The organism is Bacillus sp. BB081 (genome assembly GCF_008368895.1).
In the GTDB taxonomy this organism is placed as follows: Bacteria; Bacillota; Bacilli; order Bacillales; family Bacillaceae_G; genus Bacillus_A; species Bacillus_A wiedmannii.
In genome coordinates, this window is the sequence record NZ_QOZX01000050.1 from 1 (window position 1) to 16,883 (window position 16,883).

A 16,883-nucleotide genomic window follows, 5' to 3' on the forward strand; every position below is an offset into this window, starting at 1 on the left:
TCAGTTTTCAAAGAACTACTTGGTCGCTCATTTGCGACTTCCTTATGTTAACATCTTCATTTTTCAATGTCAACTAAGTTTTTTAAATTTCTTTTTTATCGTCTTCTGCGTTTCCGCATCAGCGACGGTTATTAATTTATCATATAATAACCATTAACGTCAACACTTTTTAATAAAAAATTCTTTTCCTTACATAACGCATACACTCTTCTGCATTAGCGACTCTTCGAAACAAACAAAAAATGATTTTATATCTTTCTTCCATCGCCTTTTTTACAACGTCATGAATACGTTCATCTTCAAAATCAAATAACAGTTCTTCTAACTCTCTCTTCAATATGTATTCCATTTCTTTTTTCTCTTCTTTTGTTAACATAAACCCAAGCAAATCATCACCTCAATCATTTCTTACAAAGCAATAAACGTTACGCTCATTTTCACTTATCAAAATTCTATCATTCATTATGTCCACTGCTTACGATATTAATCCTTTGTTCTCTTTTTAATATTTAAAGCATATATGTAACTGAAAAGGATTGGACAAAGGGGCGTAATATTATGTTTTTCTTTTTTATTACGAGTAAACGAGCTTTTAAACACATTAGCTTAATAGTGATACTTTCCTTATTTACAGCATGGCTTCTCTTTTTGAAAACATATTCACATGAATCTGCTTTTTCAACTGCGACAGGACCTAAAGTTATTTACAAAGGAGACACCTCTAAAAAACAAGTTGCATTCACGTTTGATATTAGTTGGGGAGACAAAAAAGCAATTCCAATCCTTGATACACTTAAAGAAAGAGACATTAAGAATGCAACCTTCTTCGTTTCTGCTGCATGGGCAGAAAGACACCCTGATGTTGTTGAACGCATCATAAAAGATGGACATGAAATCGGTAGTATGGGCTATAATTACACGTCCTACACTTCTCTAGAGGCAAATGAAATACGAAGAGATCTTTTACGAGCACAAGATGTTTTTACAAAACTTGGTGTGAAACAAGTCAAACTATTACGTCCACCTAGTGGAGACTTTAACAAAGCAACACTTAAAATAGCAGAATCACTCGGATACACCATCGTCCATTGGAGTAATAACTCAAACGACTGGAAAAACCCAGGTGTAAACAATATCGTTTCCAATGTCTCTACTAATTTAAAAGGTGGAGATATCGTCTTATTACATGCATCCGATTCTGCCCTTCAAACAAATAAAGCTTTACCACTGCTTCTGCAAAAATTAAAGAGTGACGGATATGAGCAAATATCGGTATCACAACTTATTTCTAACACAAGTACAAAAAGTAAAGATGTAAGGTAATTCTTTTCCCTCGTGCCTTCACACATAAAAAGCTCTATTACCTATCATTAAGGTAATAGAGCTTTTTTCATCCCGATATTTGCATTCATACAACTACCCTCTGTATAAAAACCCAAAACCTCTCTTACTTAAGCCGACTTACTCGTCTTTCCAATTAAACGGTGTAATATAAGTAACTGATATGCATTACATAATAAAAGGGGTATCACCATTAAATACAACCAATCTGTATCATTAATACGAAGCGCTGGTACCCACTCAAGAATTGTTACAACAACCATAAAGAACAAAGCGGGCACAAATGCCTTTCTATTTGTTTCTTTACTTTTTATGTAAGCAACAACCGCCCCAAACACAAATAACACACCAGCAACAAGTATGTTATTCCCTAATGAAACTTCCCCATTTGCAATCAATACAGATCTTAAATACACGAAATCAAATAAAACGAATGCAATAAAGAAGAGCTGGACTGCATTCCATAAAGAAGGTGATCTGAACATCCCCAGTCCAAAACGATGGATTGTTAAATAGGCAAAGAACCCCATTTGACTTATAACACTAAAAATAAATCCTACACCCATCAACCAGAAGGAAACTGCTAAAATCTCTTTTCCGTCGAAATTTTGAAAAAATTCAACGTACTTGTCCCACTCCAAAACAAATCCAATAATGACCGTGCTAATCCCACCAAGAAACAACGTCGTAAAAAACAGTCGTACCCACTTGCGGCTATTCACAACACATCCCCCATTATCCTTATATTTCTAATTAAATTGTATCAATGACAATTTCAAAAAGCTAGCCATGTTCATGTATAAATTCCTTAAAGATATTTATATTAAAAAGAGAGAACTGTGTTGAAAGGAGTTCCAACTTATGAAACGGATGCTGCTCGTTTTGACTTCTTCTTTTCTATTTCTTGTACTTGTAGCATGTGCACAAGGAAAAGAAGCAAAGTCCGAACTTGATTACGATCAAACGAAGAAAATGATTGTTGATATTTTAAAAACCGATCAAGGTAAGAAAGCCATTCAAGATGTGTTAACTGATGAAAAAATGAAACAAGCACTCATACTAGATGAAACAGTAGTAAAGAAAACGATTGAAGATGCAATGGTATCCGACAAAGGGCAACAATTCTGGGAAAAGCTCTTTAAAGACCCTGAGTTCTCATCGAAATTCGCTAAAAGTATGGGAAAAGAACAAACAACCTTAATGAAAACATTACTAAAAGACCCTGAATACCAAGCAGGCGTTATAGAAATTATGAAAAACCCTGAAGTAGAAAAAATGATGTTACAAACAATGAAGAGCAAAGAATACCGCCAATATTTACAACAAGTACTAACCGAAACTGCCGAAAGCCCACTCTTCCAAGCTAAGATGATTGATATTATTAGTAAAGGTGTACAAAAGGCCGAAAAAAGTGGATCTGATAAAAAAGAAGCAGGCGGTGAAGGTGGTTCCCAAGACGGTAAAAAGGAGCAACAGTAAAAATAATAATTATAATAATGAGTGGACAATATATGTATCGTCCACTCATTATTATTTTATTTTTGCGCGACAGCTATTTTATCAATTACTGTCTCAGCTATCGTACGATAAATAAGACCCGTCGTATGTGTATCTTCATATACCGAAGGCGCAAAGTCATCTTTATTCCAATCAGGTTGTTGAAGCGGGATTCGGCCAAGTACTTCTGTTTGAAGTTCTGTAGCTAATTTATCTCCTCCACCTCTTCCAAACACATATTCTTTTTCACCAGTTGTTTTACTTTCAAAATACGCCATATTTTCAACAACACCAAGAATACTATGTTCTGTACGTAAAGCCATGGCTCCAGCACGCGCTGCCACAAATGCCGCTGTTGGATGTGGCGTTGTTACAATAATCTCTTTACAAGCTGGCAACATTGAATGTAAGTCTAGCGCAACATCACCTGTACCCGGTGGTAAATCTAAAACTAAATAGTCTAAATCGCCCCACTCTACTTCTGTAAAGAAGTGATTTAACATTTTTCCAAGCATAGGGCCTCTCCAAATAACCGGTGCATTATCTTCTACAAAGAATCCCATTGAAATTACCTTTACACCTAGACGCTCCACTGGAATGATTCTATCCCCTCTTACAACAGGACGTTTTTCTATCCCCATCATATCCGGTACGCTAAAACCATAAATATCAGCATCAATGATACCAACCTTTTTACCTAAACGAGCTAAAGCAATGGCAAGGTTAACAGAAACTGTTGATTTTCCGACTCCACCTTTTCCACTCGCCACTGCTAAAAATGTTGTTTTTGAATTTGGTGACAATAAAGATTCAGTTTGCTCTTCTTCCTGTTCCGGTGCAAACTGAGCTAATTCCTCTTCTGTAAATTCTGCAAAGCGAAGCCCTACTGTTGCTGCCCCTAGTTCTTTTACTAACTTTACAATTCCAGATTGCAATTGCATTTGTTCCGCTGTACCGGTTTTTACAATTGCAATTTTAACACTTACATGTTCCTTCTCAGGCTTAACTGTTACCTCTTTAATTGCACCTGTTTCTTTTAACGTTTTATGTAAAAACGGATCTACAATCCCTTCTAACGCTTCCACTACTTGCTCTTTCGTTACCATAGTTAGCCCAGCCCCCTGTATGAAAAATAACGTAATGTTAATTAAATGTATCTCTCTTTATTTTTGAAATAAATGCGTTTACATTTCCAGTATAACATATTTTCGGAAAACTTCGTTAACGAGAGAAACTCAAAAAATCCTCCTTATTCTGGAGGATTCCCTTTTTCCGTGAAATAACGTAATATACCACGATATACTGCAGCCGCTACCTTTTGCTGATATTTCTCCGAATTTAACATATACCTTTCGTTTACATTCGATAAAAAGCCAGCTTCAATTAAAGCACCTGGTGTTTTCGCATACTTTAATAAATACACATGAGAAATTGTTTTAGCAGAACGATTCGTATTCTCTAAACTCGTTCTCAATTCAGCTTGTATAAATTTCGCAGCACGTTCATTTTCAACCGAAGAACGGTAGTAGAACGTTTGTGCGCCTTTCGATCCACTGCTAGTTAAAGCATTTAAATGAATACTCGCAAAAAAGTCTACATCAGGCTTATTAATAATCTCTACACGCTTTTTTAAATCCTCTGCTTTACGTCTACTATATGATTTTGTATCTTTCTGAGCTAAATCATAATCTCCCTCACGTGTTAAAATAACTAGTGCACCTTGTTCTTGTAAATAATCTTGTACCTTCTTTGTAATCTCAAGCGTAATATCTTTTTCTATAATATCTTTTCCACCAACAGCCCCTCCGTCTGGCCCACCATGCCCAGCATCCAATACAATCACTTTCCCCGATAAGGGTAAATTCCAAGCTCGCCACGATTTTGTAATTTGAAATTCTTGTTTAACTAAAAAAAACAAAACAACCGCAGCGAGTGCAAAAGAGATAATTCGAATTCTCTTCATACCTTTCCTCCTCCAGCTAGTCCCTCTAATTACTTATATGGGACAAGAGGAAAGTTTATGCTTGTCTTAATGAAGCTTTAATCGATATCTTCTTTCACCTTTTTCATATCCTTCCTGCCACCATAAGCCTATAAACTGCTGGCAAGATTCAAAAAGTAATTCCTCATCTTGTAACTTAATTTCCCGCATAGTCATGCTCGTTAAAAATTGAAATAGTGTTTCCGTTAATTGTTGCTCTTCTTCTAAGGCTCTATATTTTACATCAAAGAATGATTCACCATAATAACCAAACTTACTGTATCTCGCTCCTAATAAATACGATTCTATCCCTAATTCAATACAGTAATCTTCATACTGACGATGAAGTTCCTGCATCTGAAAGGCATCCCTAATATTTGAACGTAATGTTTTTAATGATAATTCTCGCAGCATCTTCCGTTCATATTTCAACTGCTTTTCTTTTTGTTTTTCTTGTAAGCTGACAATGACATTCATAGTACTTATAAACCTCCCTAATACGTATTAGTCTAAACTTCTAAAGAAGAAGCATACGCGAGAGAATAGCACTAAAATATTCCAAACTACAAAAATTACAAAAGAGGAATGAAACATAAAAAACCCCAACCAAAATGGTTGGGGTTTGTAGTTCGCAAAAATTAACGTTTTGAGAACTGAGGTGCACGACGTGCGCCTTTAAGACCGTATTTTTTACGCTCTTTCATACGTGCGTCACGAGTTAATAGACCTGCACGTTTTAGTGTTAGACGGTATTCTGGATCAGCTTTTAATAAAGCGCGAGAAATACCGTGACGAATAGCACCAGCTTGACCAGTGTATCCACCACCATTTACGTTTACAAGTACATCGTAGTTACCTAAAGTTTCTGTTGCAACTAGAGGTTGTTTCACTACTTCACGTAATGCAGCAAATGGGATATAGTTTTCAAAATCACGACCGTTAATGATAACGCGTCCTTCGCCTGGAACTAGGCGTACGCGCGCTACTGAACTCTTACGACGTCCAGTGCCATAGTATTGAACCTGTGCCAAAGTAAGCCCTCCTTTAATTGATTATCCGCGAAGTTCGTAAACTTCTGGTTTTTGTGCTTGGTGTGGATGCTCTGCTCCAGCATACACGTTTAATTTCTTAGATACTTGACGTCCTAAACGTCCTTTTGGAAGCATCCCTTTAATTGCAAGCTCTAACATTTGTACAGGGTAGTTTGTACGCATTTCTAGAGCTGTTCTTTGTTTAAGTCCACCTGGGTGGTTAGTGTGACGGTAGTAAATTTTATCGTTTAATTTATTACCTGTTAAATGAATTTTTTCAGCGTTAATAATAATTACATGATCACCCGTGTCAACGTGTGGTGTAAATGTAGGTTTGTTTTTACCGCGTAAAATAGATGCTACTTCAGTAGATAGGCGACCTAAAGTTTGACCTTCAGCATCAACCACATACCATTTACGCTCAACTTCGTTAGCTTTTGCCATAAAAGTCGTACGCATGTGTTTCCCTCCTCGTTATCTTTTCCATAGAAAAAATCTATTGTTTATCTTAAACACGATTTCCTTCCGGGGCTAATCGTGGTTTTAGAAACAATACCATATGTTATGATATACTTTTGAGTTTCTAATGTCAAGCAAATGTTACACCAGGATTAGTTGTTATAGTTTACCTGCCATAAGTAAAGTCCATGACCTGGAGCCATCTTTCCAGCAAACTGACGATTTTGTTTCGCTAAAATCTCTGGAATGCTATCAGGATCAAGCTTTCCTTGCCCTACGCTAAGTAACGTACCAACAATAATTCTGACCATATTATATAAAAATCCATTACCTACAAAACGAAAAATTAATTCATCGCCTTGCTCAATTAACTCAATTTCATAAATCGTTCGCACTTTATCTTTTTTGTCAGTTTTTGCCGAACAAAAAGAAGTGAAATCATGCGTTCCAATAAAATAAGGAATCGCTTTTCTTATAGAGCTTATTTCGAGCGGATATGGATATTGATATACGTAATTTCTACGGAATACATCCGCAGTCTTTGATAATAATACACGATAACGATATTCTTTTCTCTCGACACCGTAACGCGCATGAAATTCTTCTGTTTTTTTCTCTACCTGTCTGATAACAATATCATCTGGCAACATTGTGTTTAATGCATTACTCCATTGCCACTCTTCAAGAGACAACGGTGTATCAAAGTGTATGACTTGTCCTTTAGCGTGAACAGTAGAATCCGTTCTGCCCGATGCCTGAATACGAACAAGTTCTCCTTTATGCAATTTCTGCAAAGCTTTCTCAATCTCTTGTTGAACAGTACGATGCTGCGGCTGAATTTGATAACCACAAAAATGCATGCCATCATATGCAACCGTACATTTTATTCTATCCATTTCTCTATTCTCCATTACGATCGCACCCATGCCAAAATACATGCTAAACAAAGTAAGCTTATAATCGTTACTGTATCGCTTGTTTTCCAGCGTAGTTGCCTAAATTTAGTACGTCCTTCGCCATTTTGATACCCACGTGCTTCCATAGCAATTGCTAAGTCCTCAGCACGCTTAAAAGCACTGATAAATAGAGGAACGAGTAGTGAGATAATAGCTTTTATCCTATCTTTTATCGGTCCTCCTGCGAAATCAATACCACGTGAAGCTTGTGCCTTCATTATTTTACTTGTTTCATCCATTAATGTCGGAATAAAACGAAGAGAAATTGACATCATTAATGCGATTTCATGAACAGGAACTTTTATACGTTTCAACGGCTTTAATAACGTCTCCAAACCATCTGTAATCTCAATAGGTGTCGTCGTTAACGTTAATAATGTCGTCATTAAAATAATAACGAAGAATCGTATAGAAATGTATATCCCTTGCTCTAATCCTTTTTCATGTATCGAAAACCAACCAAGCTGGAATAGTACTTCCCCTTCTTTATTTGTAAAAATATGCAGGAAAAATGTAAAAAGAAAAATCCATAGAATTGGTTTTAAGCCCGAAAGTACATAACGAATCGGCACTTTTGCAAAAAATAAAGCAATGAGTGCATATAAAAATAAAAATCCATATGAAATCGCATTATTTGCTAAGAAAACAACAAATACATATAAAAAGACAATCAGCAGCTTCGTACGTGGATCAAGTTGATGAATAAGAGACTTACCTGGAATATATCTTCCAATAATCAACTGCTGCATGATTCATGACCACCTTTTCGTAACACCTGCACAACTTCATGAGTAAGATCCTCTAAAGATAAGGTAGCCTTTGGGATTGAAATGCCAAACTTCTCTTCAATTGCACGTTTATACTTTAAAGACATAGGAAGATCCACGCCAATTTTCTCTAGTTCATCAGCATGTGAAAATACTTCCTCTGCACTTCCTTGCAAAAAGACCGTTCCTTTATGCATGACTACAATCTGCTCCGCATACTTAGCAGCATCCTCCATATTATGTGTTACTAGGATAACTGTAAGACCTTTTTCCTTATGCAGCTTATAAAACATCTCCATAAGTTCATTCTGCCCTTTTGGATCTAGTCCTGCTGTAGGTTCATCTAATACAAGCACTTCGGGTTCCATCGCCAATACACCCGCTATCGCAACACGCCTCATTTGCCCACCACTTAACTCAAACGGTGAACGTGTTAACAGTTCTGGCTCTAACCCTACAAGTTCAATTGCCTCTCTTGCCTTTTGCTTCGCTTCTTCTACAGATACCCCAAAATTAGTAGGGCCGAAACAAATATCCTTCTCCACAGTCTCTTCAAACAACTGATGTTCTGGGAATTGAAAGACAACCCCTACCTTTTTACGTAGTGGCTTTAGCTTTTTTTCTTTCTTTCCTGCCGAAATGAAATGTTCACCAATTTGAACTGTGCCATTCGTCGGCTGCAATAAACCATTTAAATGTTGAATCATCGTCGACTTACCTGAACCAGTATGACCGATAATGGCATAATAGCCCCCACTTGGAAACGACACGTTTACATCATAAAGTGCGCGTCTTTCAAATGGAGTTTTATATTGATAACGATGTTCTACTTTTTGGAATGTAATCTCCAAAGTTCGTTCACCAAGCTTTCCATTGTAAGATGCGTATTTTGCAAGAGAATTTCATTTCTTTTTAATAATTCTGCTATTTTCACTGAAAATGGTACATCTAATCCAATTTCTTGGAGCATATGAGAGGACTTGAATATTTGCTTTGGAGTCCCTTCCTCTAATATTTCTCCCTTATTTAAAATAATGACACGGTCTGATTGCGCCGCTTCTTCTAAATCGTGCGTAATTGATAACACTGTAATACCTTTTTGATTAACAAGTTGTCTAACCGTTTCTACTACTTCACGTCTCCCTTGAGGATCTAGCATTGACGTTGCTTCATCTAATATCAAAATAGATGGCTGAAGTGCTAAAACGCCTGCTATTGCCACTCGCTGCTTTTGCCCACCAGATAACGAATGAGGTTCATCATTAAGAAAATCTTCCATACGGACAAGTTTGAGGGCCTGATCTAATCTTTCTACCATTTTCTCTCTTGGCATTCCGATATTCTCTAAGCCAAAAACAACGTCGTCTTGCACTGTCGTTCCAACAAATTGATTATCTGGATTTTGAAATACCATCCCAATTTGTTTTCGAACATCCCATACCGTTTCCTCTGATAAAACCATTGTATCATTTACTATAATAGTCCCTGCTTCCGGCAAAAACAAACCATTCAATAATTTTGCAAGTGTAGACTTCCCTGAACCGTTTTGTCCAATAACAGATACCCATTCTCCCTCATACAAGGAAAATGAAACATCTTTTAATGCATAAGTGGCTGCCCCAGGATATTGAAATGATATATTTTCTGTCCGAAGTTTCTCTTTTTTCAATACAAGGCACCCTTTCCTTCGCCAAGTTAGCCTATTTTTATATTTAAAAAAAAGGGCCATGACCAGTTTCTTGAAAAGAACTGTCCTGCCCTTTTAATTATCATTATACTAACTCGATAATTACCATTGGTGCTGCGTCTCCGCGACGTGGACCAATTTTTGCAATACGAGTGTATCCGCCTTGGCGCTCAGCATAGCGTGGAGCTACATCAGCGAATAATTTTTGAAGTGCATCTTGACCAGTCTCAGCGTTAGCTACTTCATTGCGAATGAAAGCTGCTGCTTGACGACGAGCGTGAAGATCTCCGCGTTTACCTAAAGTGATCATTTTTTCCACTACAGAACGAAGTTCTTTTGCACGAGTTTCTGTCGTTTGGATGCGCTCGTTGATAATTAAATCAGTAGCTAAATCACGTAACATAGCTTTACGTTGCGCACTTGTACGGCCTAATTTTCTGTATGCCATTCGTAGTTCCCTCCTTTGTTGATGGGTTTAAATCCTCAGTCGTCTTTACGTAAACCTAAACCTAATTCCTCAAGTTTATGTTTAACTTCTTCTAAGGATTTACGTCCTAAGTTACGAACTTTCATCATATCTTCTTCTGTTTTGTTCGCAAGCTCTTGTACAGTATTAATTCCTGCACGTTTTAGGCAATTATAAGAACGAACAGAAAGATCTAGTTCTTCGATAGTCATCTCAAGAACTTTCTCTTTTTGATCTTCTTCCTTCTCGACCATAATCTCAGCATTTTGTGCTTCATCAGTTAAACCAACAAAGATATTTAAATGCTCAGTTAAGATTTTGGCACCTAAAGAGATAGCTTCTTTTGGCCCGATGCTTCCATCCGTCCATACATCAAGCGTAAGCTTATCATAATTAGCCACTTGTCCGACACGTGTCTTTTCCACTTGGTAAGTCACACGTGATACTGGAGTATAAATAGAATCAATAGGAATTACTCCTATTGGTTGATCTTCGCTTTTATTTGCATCAGCTGGCGTATACCCACGGCCACGCTTTGCAGTTAAACGCATGCGGAAATGCGCATTTTTTGCTAACGTTGCAATGTGTAAATCTGGATTTAAGATTTCTACATCACTATCGTGAGTAATATCAGCAGCTGTGACAATACCTTCGCCCTGCACATCAATTTCCAACGTCTTCTCTTCTTCAGAGTAGATTTTAAGAGCTAACTTTTTCAAGTTTAAGATGATCGTCGTAACGTCTTCTACTACGCCCTCAACTGTTGAAAATTCATGTAATACGCCATCGATTTGGATAGCAGTAACAGCGGCACCAGGGAGTGAGGATAAAAGAATACGACGTAAGGAGTTACCCAAAGTAGTACCATATCCACGCTCAAGCGGTTCAATTACGAATTTACCATATTTAGCATCTTCGTTAAGTTCAACCGTTTCGATTTTCGGCTTTTCGATTTCAATCATTAACTAAACCCTCCTTCAAAACGTCGAAACCCCGGTTAAACAAAGGGATACCCCCTGTCTAACCGAAAGTCCCCCTTAGGCAGTTCCCGATTGTGCACAACAAGCGATGTTTCTGTACGAAATTTCTCGATAATGCATCATATCCATTATAGACAAAAGGGAAAATTCTATACAGAAAAATTACACACGACGACGTTTTGGTGGACGACATCCATTATGAGGAACTGGAGTAACATCTCTAATTGCTGTTACTTCTAGACCTGCAGCTTGAAGAGCACGAATTGCAGCTTCACGACCAGCACCAGGACCTTTAACAGTAACCTCTAAAGTTTTTAAACCGTGCTCCATTGCAACTTTAGCAGCAGCTTCAGCAGCCATTTGCGCAGCGAATGGAGTAGACTTACGAGATCCACGGAAACCAAGTGCACCAGCACTAGACCAAGAAAGTGCGTTACCATGAGTATCTGTAAGTGTTACGATTGTGTTGTTGAAAGTAGAACGAATATGAGCTATACCAGCTTCAATATTCTTTTTCACACGTTTTTTACGAGTGTTTGTTTTACGTGCCATTGTTAGTTCAACCTCCTTTACTTATTATTTCTTTTTATTTGCTACTGTACGACGTGGACCTTTACGTGTACGAGCATTGTTTTTAGAGTTTTGACCACGAACTGGTAAACCACGACGGTGACGAAGACCACGGTAAGAACCGATCTCCATTAGACGTTTAATGTTAAGAGATACTTCACGACGAAGGTCTCCCTCAACTTTAATACGATCGATGATATCACGGATACGTCCTAGTTCGTCTTCCGTTAAATCACGAACTCGTGTTTCTGAAGAAATACCAGCTTCAGTTAGAATTTTTTCAGCAGTTGTGCGACCAATGCCGAATACGTAAGTTAAAGAAATAACAACGCGTTTGTCTCGAGGAATATCTACACCTGCGATACGTGCCATTCTGAATGCACCTCCTTCTGATTAACCTTGTTTTTGTTTATGTTTAGGGTTTTCACAAATAACCATTACTTTTCCACGTCTACGAATAACTTTACATTTTTCGCAGATTGGTTTAACTGACGGTCTTACTTTCATGTCTCGAACCTCCTTAAAGATTACGGAGTGCTATATTATTTAAAACGGTACGTAATACGACCACGATTTAAATCGTACGGAGATAATTCTACCGTAACTTTGTCTCCTGGTAAAATACGAATGAAGTTCATACGGATTTTACCAGAAACGTGAGCCAATACGACATGCCCATTCTCTAATTCTACTTTGAACATAGCATTTGGCAACGTTTCAAGAACGGTACCTTCGACTTCAATTACATCATCTTTAGCCATTCAATAGTTCTCCCTTCTTCAAATCAGTAACATTTTACACTGCTCTGAAATCCCGGAGAGCCAGCTACTTATAAAGTGGTAAGGATTTCGTATCCTGCTTCTGTAAGAGCAATCGTGTGCTCAAAGTGTGCACACCATTTACCATCTACCGTTACCACTGTCCAGTCATCAGATAGTGTTTTTACATATCGTCTTCCTTGATTCACCATCGGCTCAACACAGATGACCATTCCCGGCTTTAATCTAGGGCCTCTATTTGGTGGACCATAGTGCGGGATTTGAGGGTCCTCATGTAAGTCTTGCCCGATTCCGTGACCAACATACTCCCTAACGATCGAGAACCCATTCTCTTCAGCATGGGTTTGAACCGCATGTGAGATATTTGATAATCTTTCGCCTGGTTTTACTTGTTCTAGACCAAGATACAACGATTTTTCTGTGACATCAAGTAGCTTTTGAACAGATTCAGAAATGTTTCCAACTGGATACGTCCATGCAGAATCTCCATGGTACCCATTGTATTTCGCACCAATATCGATACTGATGATATCGCCCTCTTCGAGCTTGCGCTTCCCTGGAATTCCGTGTACAAGCTCTTCATTTACAGAAGCACATATGCTCCCCGGAAATCCGTTGTATCCTTTAAAAGATGGCGTAGCACCATATTTTTGAATCGTCTTTTCCGCTATTTGATCGAGCTCTTTCGTTGTAATTCCTGGAGTAATATGCTGTTTCAACTCTTGATGAGTTAAAGCAACGATCCTGCCAGCTTCTCGCATGATTTCTATCTCGCGAGGAGTTTTGCAGATGATCATTACGCTAAGCCTCCGATGAGAACATCGATATCAGCAAATACTTTATTGATATCTTGCTCACCATTAATGCTTTGTAAGTAACCAAGCTCCTCGTAGAAATCAAGCAAAGGTTTTGTTTGCTTAATATTTACATCTAAACGATTTGCCACAGTTTCTTCATTGTCATCAGAGCGTTGATATAATTCGCCACCACATTTATCGCACACATCAGCTTTTGCTGGTGGATTGAATTCTAAGTGGTAAGTCGCACCGCACTCTTTACAAATGCGACGGCCTGTAAGGCGTGTTAATAACAACCCTGAATCCACATTAATGTTTAAAACATAGTCGATTTTTTTACCAAGATCTTTCATAATCTCTTCAAGAGCTGATGCTTGTGCAACAGTTCGTGGGAAACCGTCTAGTAAGAAACCTCTTACGCAGTCTTCTTGACTTAAACGTTCACGAACGATTCCGATTGTAACTTCATCTGGAACAAGTGCACCTTTATCAATAAAAGATTTTGCTTGTAGACCCATTTCAGTTTCAGCCTTCATAGCTGCACGGAACATATCTCCTGTTGAAATGTGAGGGATGTTATACTTGGCAACAATCTGTTCGGCTTGTGTACCTTTACCAGCACCAGGAAGCCCCATTAAAATTAAGTTCATCCTTGTTCCCCCTCAGAGTACATGAGCATGTAGGGAAGACCATTCTTCCCACTTACTCATTGCTTGATAAACCCTTTGTAATGGCGTTTTACCAGTTGACTTTCTAGCTGCTTCATTGTTTCTAAAGCAACGCCGACAACGATTAACATACTCGTTCCACCAATCTGTGCAGATGGAGGAAGATTTCCCAATTTTGTAAAGATAACTGGTAAGATTGCAATCGCTGCTAGGAAAATTGATCCTACAAAGGTCAAACGATACAAGATTTTTGTTAGATATTGTTCCGTATTCTTACCCGGACGAATACCTGGAACATATCCACCTTGTTTGTTTAGATTCTCTGACATTTGCTCTGGATTAACCTGAACAAACGCATAGAAATATGTGAAGGCTACAATGAGCGCAACATATATGATCATTCCCACTGGGTGAGAATAGTTAAAGTTTGCAATGATCCACTGCGATACATCATGATTCGGGAAGAACTGTGCAATAGTTGGAGGCGTAATTAAGAATGAAACAGCAAAAATGACTGGAATAACACCCGCACTATTTACCTTAAGCGGTAAATGTGTGTTTTGTGCTCCAGCATGATTCCCATTCCCTCCCGTTACACGCTTCGCATATTGAATTGGGATCTTTCTAACAGCCTGTTGAATGAAAATAACACCAACAATAACCGCTAGCACAGCTAGTAAGATCAATGCAACTTTAACGATACTCATGAACAATTGATCTCCGATATTTTGAAACTGTTGTTGATACACTTGAGATATAACACTTGGGATCGCTGCGGCAATACCGCCAAAGATAAGGATGGAAATACCATTACCTACACCTTTAGCTGTAATCTGTTCACCTAACCACATTAAAAATGCAGTACCAGCAGTCAGTACCGTAGCAATGTATAAATAAGTGCTCCAACCAGGATTCAAAATTAATTGCCCACCTACCATACCGTTAAAACCGATTGACATACCAAACCCCTGAATAAACGCAAGAACAATTGTAAAGTAACGCGTGAATTGCGTTAGTTTACGACGGCCCATTTCACCTTGCTTCGACCATTCCGAAAATTTAGGAACAACATCCATCTGCAATAATTGCACGATGATGGATGCTGTAATATACGGCATGATTCCCATCGCGAAGATGGAGAAGTTTTTCAAGGCGCCACCGCCAAATGTATTTAGGATACCTAAGGCATTTAATTGATCTTGTGCTTTCAGTACGTCTCCATTTGTAAATGGCACTGGGATAAACGTGCCAATCCTGAATACGATTAACATCGCTAAAGTGAATAATATTTTACGTCTTATCTCAGCAACGCGCATAAAGTTGGAGATTGTACGAAACATTAGATCACCTCAACTGATCCGCCAGCTGCTTCAATTGCTTCTTTAGCACTTGAAGAGAACTTGTGCGCTTTAACAGTTAATTTTTTCTCTACTGCGCCGCTTGCAAGAATTTTAACACCGTCGTTTAACTTGCTGATAACGCCAGTTTCCAGCAATAATTCAGGTGTTACTTCTGTACCATCTTCAAAACGATTTAACGTTGATAAGTTTACAATAGTAAACTCTTTACGGTTAATGTTTGTGAAGCCGCGTTTTGGTAAACGACGGAATAATGGAGTTTGACCACCTTCGAAGCCAAGACGAACACCGCCACCAGAACGTGCGTTTTGTCCTTTATGACCTTTACCAGCAGTTTTACCGTTACCAGAACCGATACCACGACCGACACGGTTACGTACTTTACGAGAACCTTCTGCAGGTTTTAATTCATGAAGTTTCATTCCCAGGCACCTCCTTATATTAATGAGTTATCCTTAAGCTTCTGTTACAGTTATAAGGTGAGAAACTTTGTTGATCATACCAAGAATAGCAGGAGTTTCTTCCTTAACTACAGTTGAATTCAACTTTTTAAGACCTAAAGCTTCTACCGTCGCACGTTGATCTTGTGGACGACCAATTACACTACGAGTGAGGGTAATTTCTAACTTTTTCGCCATTTGTTTTCCCTCCTTAACCTAGTAGCTCTTCTACAGATTTACCGCGTAATTTTGCAACATCTTCAGCGCGCTTAAGTTCGCTTAATCCGTTCACAGTAGCGCGAATCATGTTGATTGGTGTGTTAGAACCAAGAGATTTCGAAAGAATATCTTGTACACCAGCTAATTCAAGTACCGCACGAACAGGTCCACCAGCAATAACACCAGTACCTTCAGCAGCAGGTTTTAAGAATACTTCACCAGCTCCAAAATGACCGTTGATTGTGTGTGGAATTGTTGTACCAACTAATGGTACAGCGATTAAGTTTTTCTTAGCGTCTTCGATAGCTTTGCGGATTGCGTCTGGTACCTCTTGTGCTTTACCAGTACCGAATCCAACATGACCGTTTTTATCGCCAACTACAACTAGTGCAGCAAAGCGGAAACGACGACCACCCTTAACAACTTTCGCGACACGATTTATCGTAACTACACGTTCTTCAAGTTCTAATTTACTTGGGTCAATGCGATGCATCAATTTTCCCTCCTTTGACCATTAAAATTGTAATCCAGCCTCACGAGCAGCCTCAGCTAGAGCTTTAACACGGCCATGGTATAAGTAACCACCGCGATCGAATACTACTTCTTTAACGCCTTTCTCTACAGCACGCTTAGCAACTGATTCTCCTACTTTCGTAGCAGCTTCAGTATTGCTAGTACCGTTAAGAGCAAGGTCTTTATCAAGAGTAGATGCACTTACTAACGTTACACCATTTACATCATCAATAACTTGAGCGTAAATATGTTGGTTAGAACGGAACACGTTTAAACGTGGACGTTCTGCAGTACCAGTAAGTTTAGCACGTACACGTGCATGTCTTTTCTTACGAGTCGCATTTTTATCAGCTTTAGTGATCATTCTTGTCACT

26 protein-coding genes are annotated in these 16,883 nt (G+C 38.4%); 2 read left to right on the plus strand and 24 right to left on the minus strand.

What is annotated here, in order from left to right; genetic code table 11:
* Nucleotides 1–169: 169 nt before the first annotated feature.
* Nucleotides 170–388, minus strand: coding sequence for a hypothetical protein (locus DN394_RS20355; protein ID WP_000900297.1), 219 nt, complete (start codon nt 386–388; stop codon nt 170–172).
* A gap of 170 nt (nt 389–558) precedes the next feature.
* On the opposite strand from DN394_RS20355, the gene pdaB reads away from it, so the two are divergent.
* Entirely contained in the window at nt 559–1,323 is a 765-nt protein-coding gene (gene pdaB, locus DN394_RS20360) for a polysaccharide deacetylase family sporulation protein PdaB (RefSeq protein WP_000464699.1), read from the plus strand.
* A 128-nt stretch (nt 1,324–1,451) separates the two neighbouring features.
* Here pdaB and kbaA read toward each other — a convergent pair whose 3' ends face one another.
* Nucleotides 1,452–2,063, minus strand: a complete 612-nt coding sequence (gene kbaA, locus DN394_RS20365; protein WP_097994419.1) for a KinB signaling pathway activation protein KbaA — start codon at nt 2,061–2,063, stop codon at nt 1,452–1,454.
* Between the two features lie 139 nt (nt 2,064–2,202).
* On the opposite strand from kbaA, the gene gerD reads away from it, so the two are divergent.
* The gene (gerD, locus tag DN394_RS20370) at nt 2,203–2,820 is read left to right on the plus strand and encodes a spore germination protein GerD (protein ID WP_000827523.1); all 618 of its coding nucleotides are present in this window, start codon (nt 2,203–2,205) and stop codon (nt 2,818–2,820) included.
* Nucleotides 2,821–2,876: 56 nt separating this feature from the next.
* Here the strand turns inward: gerD and DN394_RS20375 are convergent, their stop codons facing one another.
* The 22 genes from DN394_RS20375 to rplR all read right to left on the minus strand — a co-directional run bounded on the left by DN394_RS20375 (nt 2,877) and on the right by rplR (nt 16,873).
* The gene (locus DN394_RS20375; protein ID WP_000256609.1) at nt 2,877–3,944 is read right to left on the minus strand and encodes an Mrp/NBP35 family ATP-binding protein; all 1,068 of its coding nucleotides are present in this window, start codon (nt 3,942–3,944) and stop codon (nt 2,877–2,879) included.
* Between the two features lie 143 nt (nt 3,945–4,087).
* Nucleotides 4,088–4,801 carry an N-acetylmuramoyl-L-alanine amidase CwlD gene (cwlD, locus tag DN394_RS20380; protein ID WP_000822446.1) on the minus strand — a complete coding sequence of 238 codons (714 nt, stop codon included), beginning with the start codon at nt 4,799–4,801 and terminating at the stop codon, nt 4,088–4,090.
* A 66-nt stretch (nt 4,802–4,867) separates the two neighbouring features.
* Nucleotides 4,868–5,296 carry a YbaK family protein gene (locus DN394_RS20385; protein WP_001101006.1) on the minus strand — a complete coding sequence of 143 codons (429 nt, stop codon included), beginning with the start codon at nt 5,294–5,296 and terminating at the stop codon, nt 4,868–4,870.
* 161 nt (nt 5,297–5,457) lie between these two features.
* Complete coding sequence (rpsI, locus tag DN394_RS20390) at nt 5,458–5,850, minus strand: 30S ribosomal protein S9 (RefSeq protein WP_000079986.1); 393 nt, start codon at nt 5,848–5,850, stop codon at nt 5,458–5,460.
* A 21-nt stretch (nt 5,851–5,871) separates the two neighbouring features.
* Nucleotides 5,872–6,309 carry a 50S ribosomal protein L13 gene (gene rplM / locus DN394_RS20395; protein ID WP_001260795.1) on the minus strand — a complete coding sequence of 146 codons (438 nt, stop codon included), beginning with the start codon at nt 6,307–6,309 and terminating at the stop codon, nt 5,872–5,874.
* 152 nt (nt 6,310–6,461) lie between these two features.
* A complete protein-coding gene (gene truA / locus DN394_RS20400) occupies nt 6,462–7,205 on the minus strand; it encodes a tRNA pseudouridine(38-40) synthase TruA (protein ID WP_097918323.1) in 744 nt (247 codons plus the stop codon).
* A 14-nt stretch (nt 7,206–7,219) separates the two neighbouring features.
* The gene (locus DN394_RS20405; protein WP_001186519.1) at nt 7,220–8,014 is read right to left on the minus strand and encodes an energy-coupling factor transporter transmembrane component T family protein; all 795 of its coding nucleotides are present in this window, start codon (nt 8,012–8,014) and stop codon (nt 7,220–7,222) included.
* Entirely contained in the window at nt 8,002–8,883 is an 882-nt protein-coding gene (locus DN394_RS20410; protein WP_097918318.1) for an energy-coupling factor ABC transporter ATP-binding protein, read from the minus strand. The genes DN394_RS20405 and DN394_RS20410 overlap by 13 nt, the downstream gene beginning before the upstream one ends.
* On the minus strand, nt 8,859–9,701 hold the full coding sequence (locus DN394_RS20415) for an energy-coupling factor ABC transporter ATP-binding protein (protein ID WP_046958114.1): 843 nt from the start codon (nt 9,699–9,701) through the stop codon (nt 8,859–8,861). The genes DN394_RS20410 and DN394_RS20415 overlap by 25 nt, the downstream gene beginning before the upstream one ends.
* A gap of 103 nt (nt 9,702–9,804) precedes the next feature.
* Nucleotides 9,805–10,167 carry a 50S ribosomal protein L17 gene (gene rplQ / locus DN394_RS20420; RefSeq protein ID WP_000331490.1) on the minus strand — a complete coding sequence of 121 codons (363 nt, stop codon included), beginning with the start codon at nt 10,165–10,167 and terminating at the stop codon, nt 9,805–9,807.
* A 35-nt stretch (nt 10,168–10,202) separates the two neighbouring features.
* The gene (locus tag DN394_RS20425; RefSeq protein WP_000569644.1) at nt 10,203–11,147 is read right to left on the minus strand and encodes a DNA-directed RNA polymerase subunit alpha; all 945 of its coding nucleotides are present in this window, start codon (nt 11,145–11,147) and stop codon (nt 10,203–10,205) included.
* A 180-nt stretch (nt 11,148–11,327) separates the two neighbouring features.
* Nucleotides 11,328–11,717, minus strand: a complete 390-nt coding sequence (gene rpsK / locus DN394_RS20430) for a 30S ribosomal protein S11 (protein ID WP_000101797.1) — start codon at nt 11,715–11,717, stop codon at nt 11,328–11,330.
* Nucleotides 11,718–11,741: 24 nt separating this feature from the next.
* A complete protein-coding gene (rpsM, locus tag DN394_RS20435; protein WP_000090790.1) occupies nt 11,742–12,107 on the minus strand; it encodes a 30S ribosomal protein S13 in 366 nt (121 codons plus the stop codon).
* Between the two features lie 21 nt (nt 12,108–12,128).
* Nucleotides 12,129–12,242: a 50S ribosomal protein L36 gene (gene rpmJ / locus DN394_RS20440; RefSeq protein ID WP_000868344.1), complete on the minus strand. Its 114-nt coding sequence runs from the start codon at nt 12,240–12,242 to the stop codon at nt 12,129–12,131.
* A 35-nt stretch (nt 12,243–12,277) separates the two neighbouring features.
* On the minus strand, nt 12,278–12,496 hold the full coding sequence (infA, locus tag DN394_RS20445; protein ID WP_001029884.1) for a translation initiation factor IF-1: 219 nt from the start codon (nt 12,494–12,496) through the stop codon (nt 12,278–12,280).
* 68 nt (nt 12,497–12,564) lie between these two features.
* Nucleotides 12,565–13,311, minus strand: coding sequence for a type I methionyl aminopeptidase (map, locus tag DN394_RS20450; RefSeq protein ID WP_000582534.1), 747 nt, complete (start codon nt 13,309–13,311; stop codon nt 12,565–12,567).
* On the minus strand, nt 13,311–13,961 hold the full coding sequence (locus tag DN394_RS20455) for an adenylate kinase (protein WP_001048998.1): 651 nt from the start codon (nt 13,959–13,961) through the stop codon (nt 13,311–13,313). The genes map and DN394_RS20455 overlap by 1 nt, the downstream gene beginning before the upstream one ends.
* 56 nt (nt 13,962–14,017) lie before the next feature.
* Nucleotides 14,018–15,319, minus strand: a complete 1,302-nt coding sequence (gene secY, locus DN394_RS20460; protein WP_000490119.1) for a preprotein translocase subunit SecY — start codon at nt 15,317–15,319, stop codon at nt 14,018–14,020.
* Entirely contained in the window at nt 15,319–15,759 is a 441-nt protein-coding gene (gene rplO, locus DN394_RS20465) for a 50S ribosomal protein L15 (protein ID WP_000766083.1), read from the minus strand. The genes secY and rplO overlap by 1 nt, the downstream gene beginning before the upstream one ends.
* Before the next feature lie 33 nt (nt 15,760–15,792).
* Nucleotides 15,793–15,975 carry a 50S ribosomal protein L30 gene (gene rpmD / locus DN394_RS20470; protein WP_001085232.1) on the minus strand — a complete coding sequence of 61 codons (183 nt, stop codon included), beginning with the start codon at nt 15,973–15,975 and terminating at the stop codon, nt 15,793–15,795.
* Nucleotides 15,976–15,988: 13 nt separating this feature from the next.
* Nucleotides 15,989–16,489, minus strand: coding sequence for a 30S ribosomal protein S5 (gene rpsE / locus DN394_RS20475; protein WP_000554646.1), 501 nt, complete (start codon nt 16,487–16,489; stop codon nt 15,989–15,991).
* A gap of 21 nt (nt 16,490–16,510) precedes the next feature.
* The gene (gene rplR / locus DN394_RS20480; protein ID WP_000628818.1) at nt 16,511–16,873 is read right to left on the minus strand and encodes a 50S ribosomal protein L18; all 363 of its coding nucleotides are present in this window, start codon (nt 16,871–16,873) and stop codon (nt 16,511–16,513) included.
* Nucleotides 16,874–16,883: the final 10 nt, after the last annotated feature.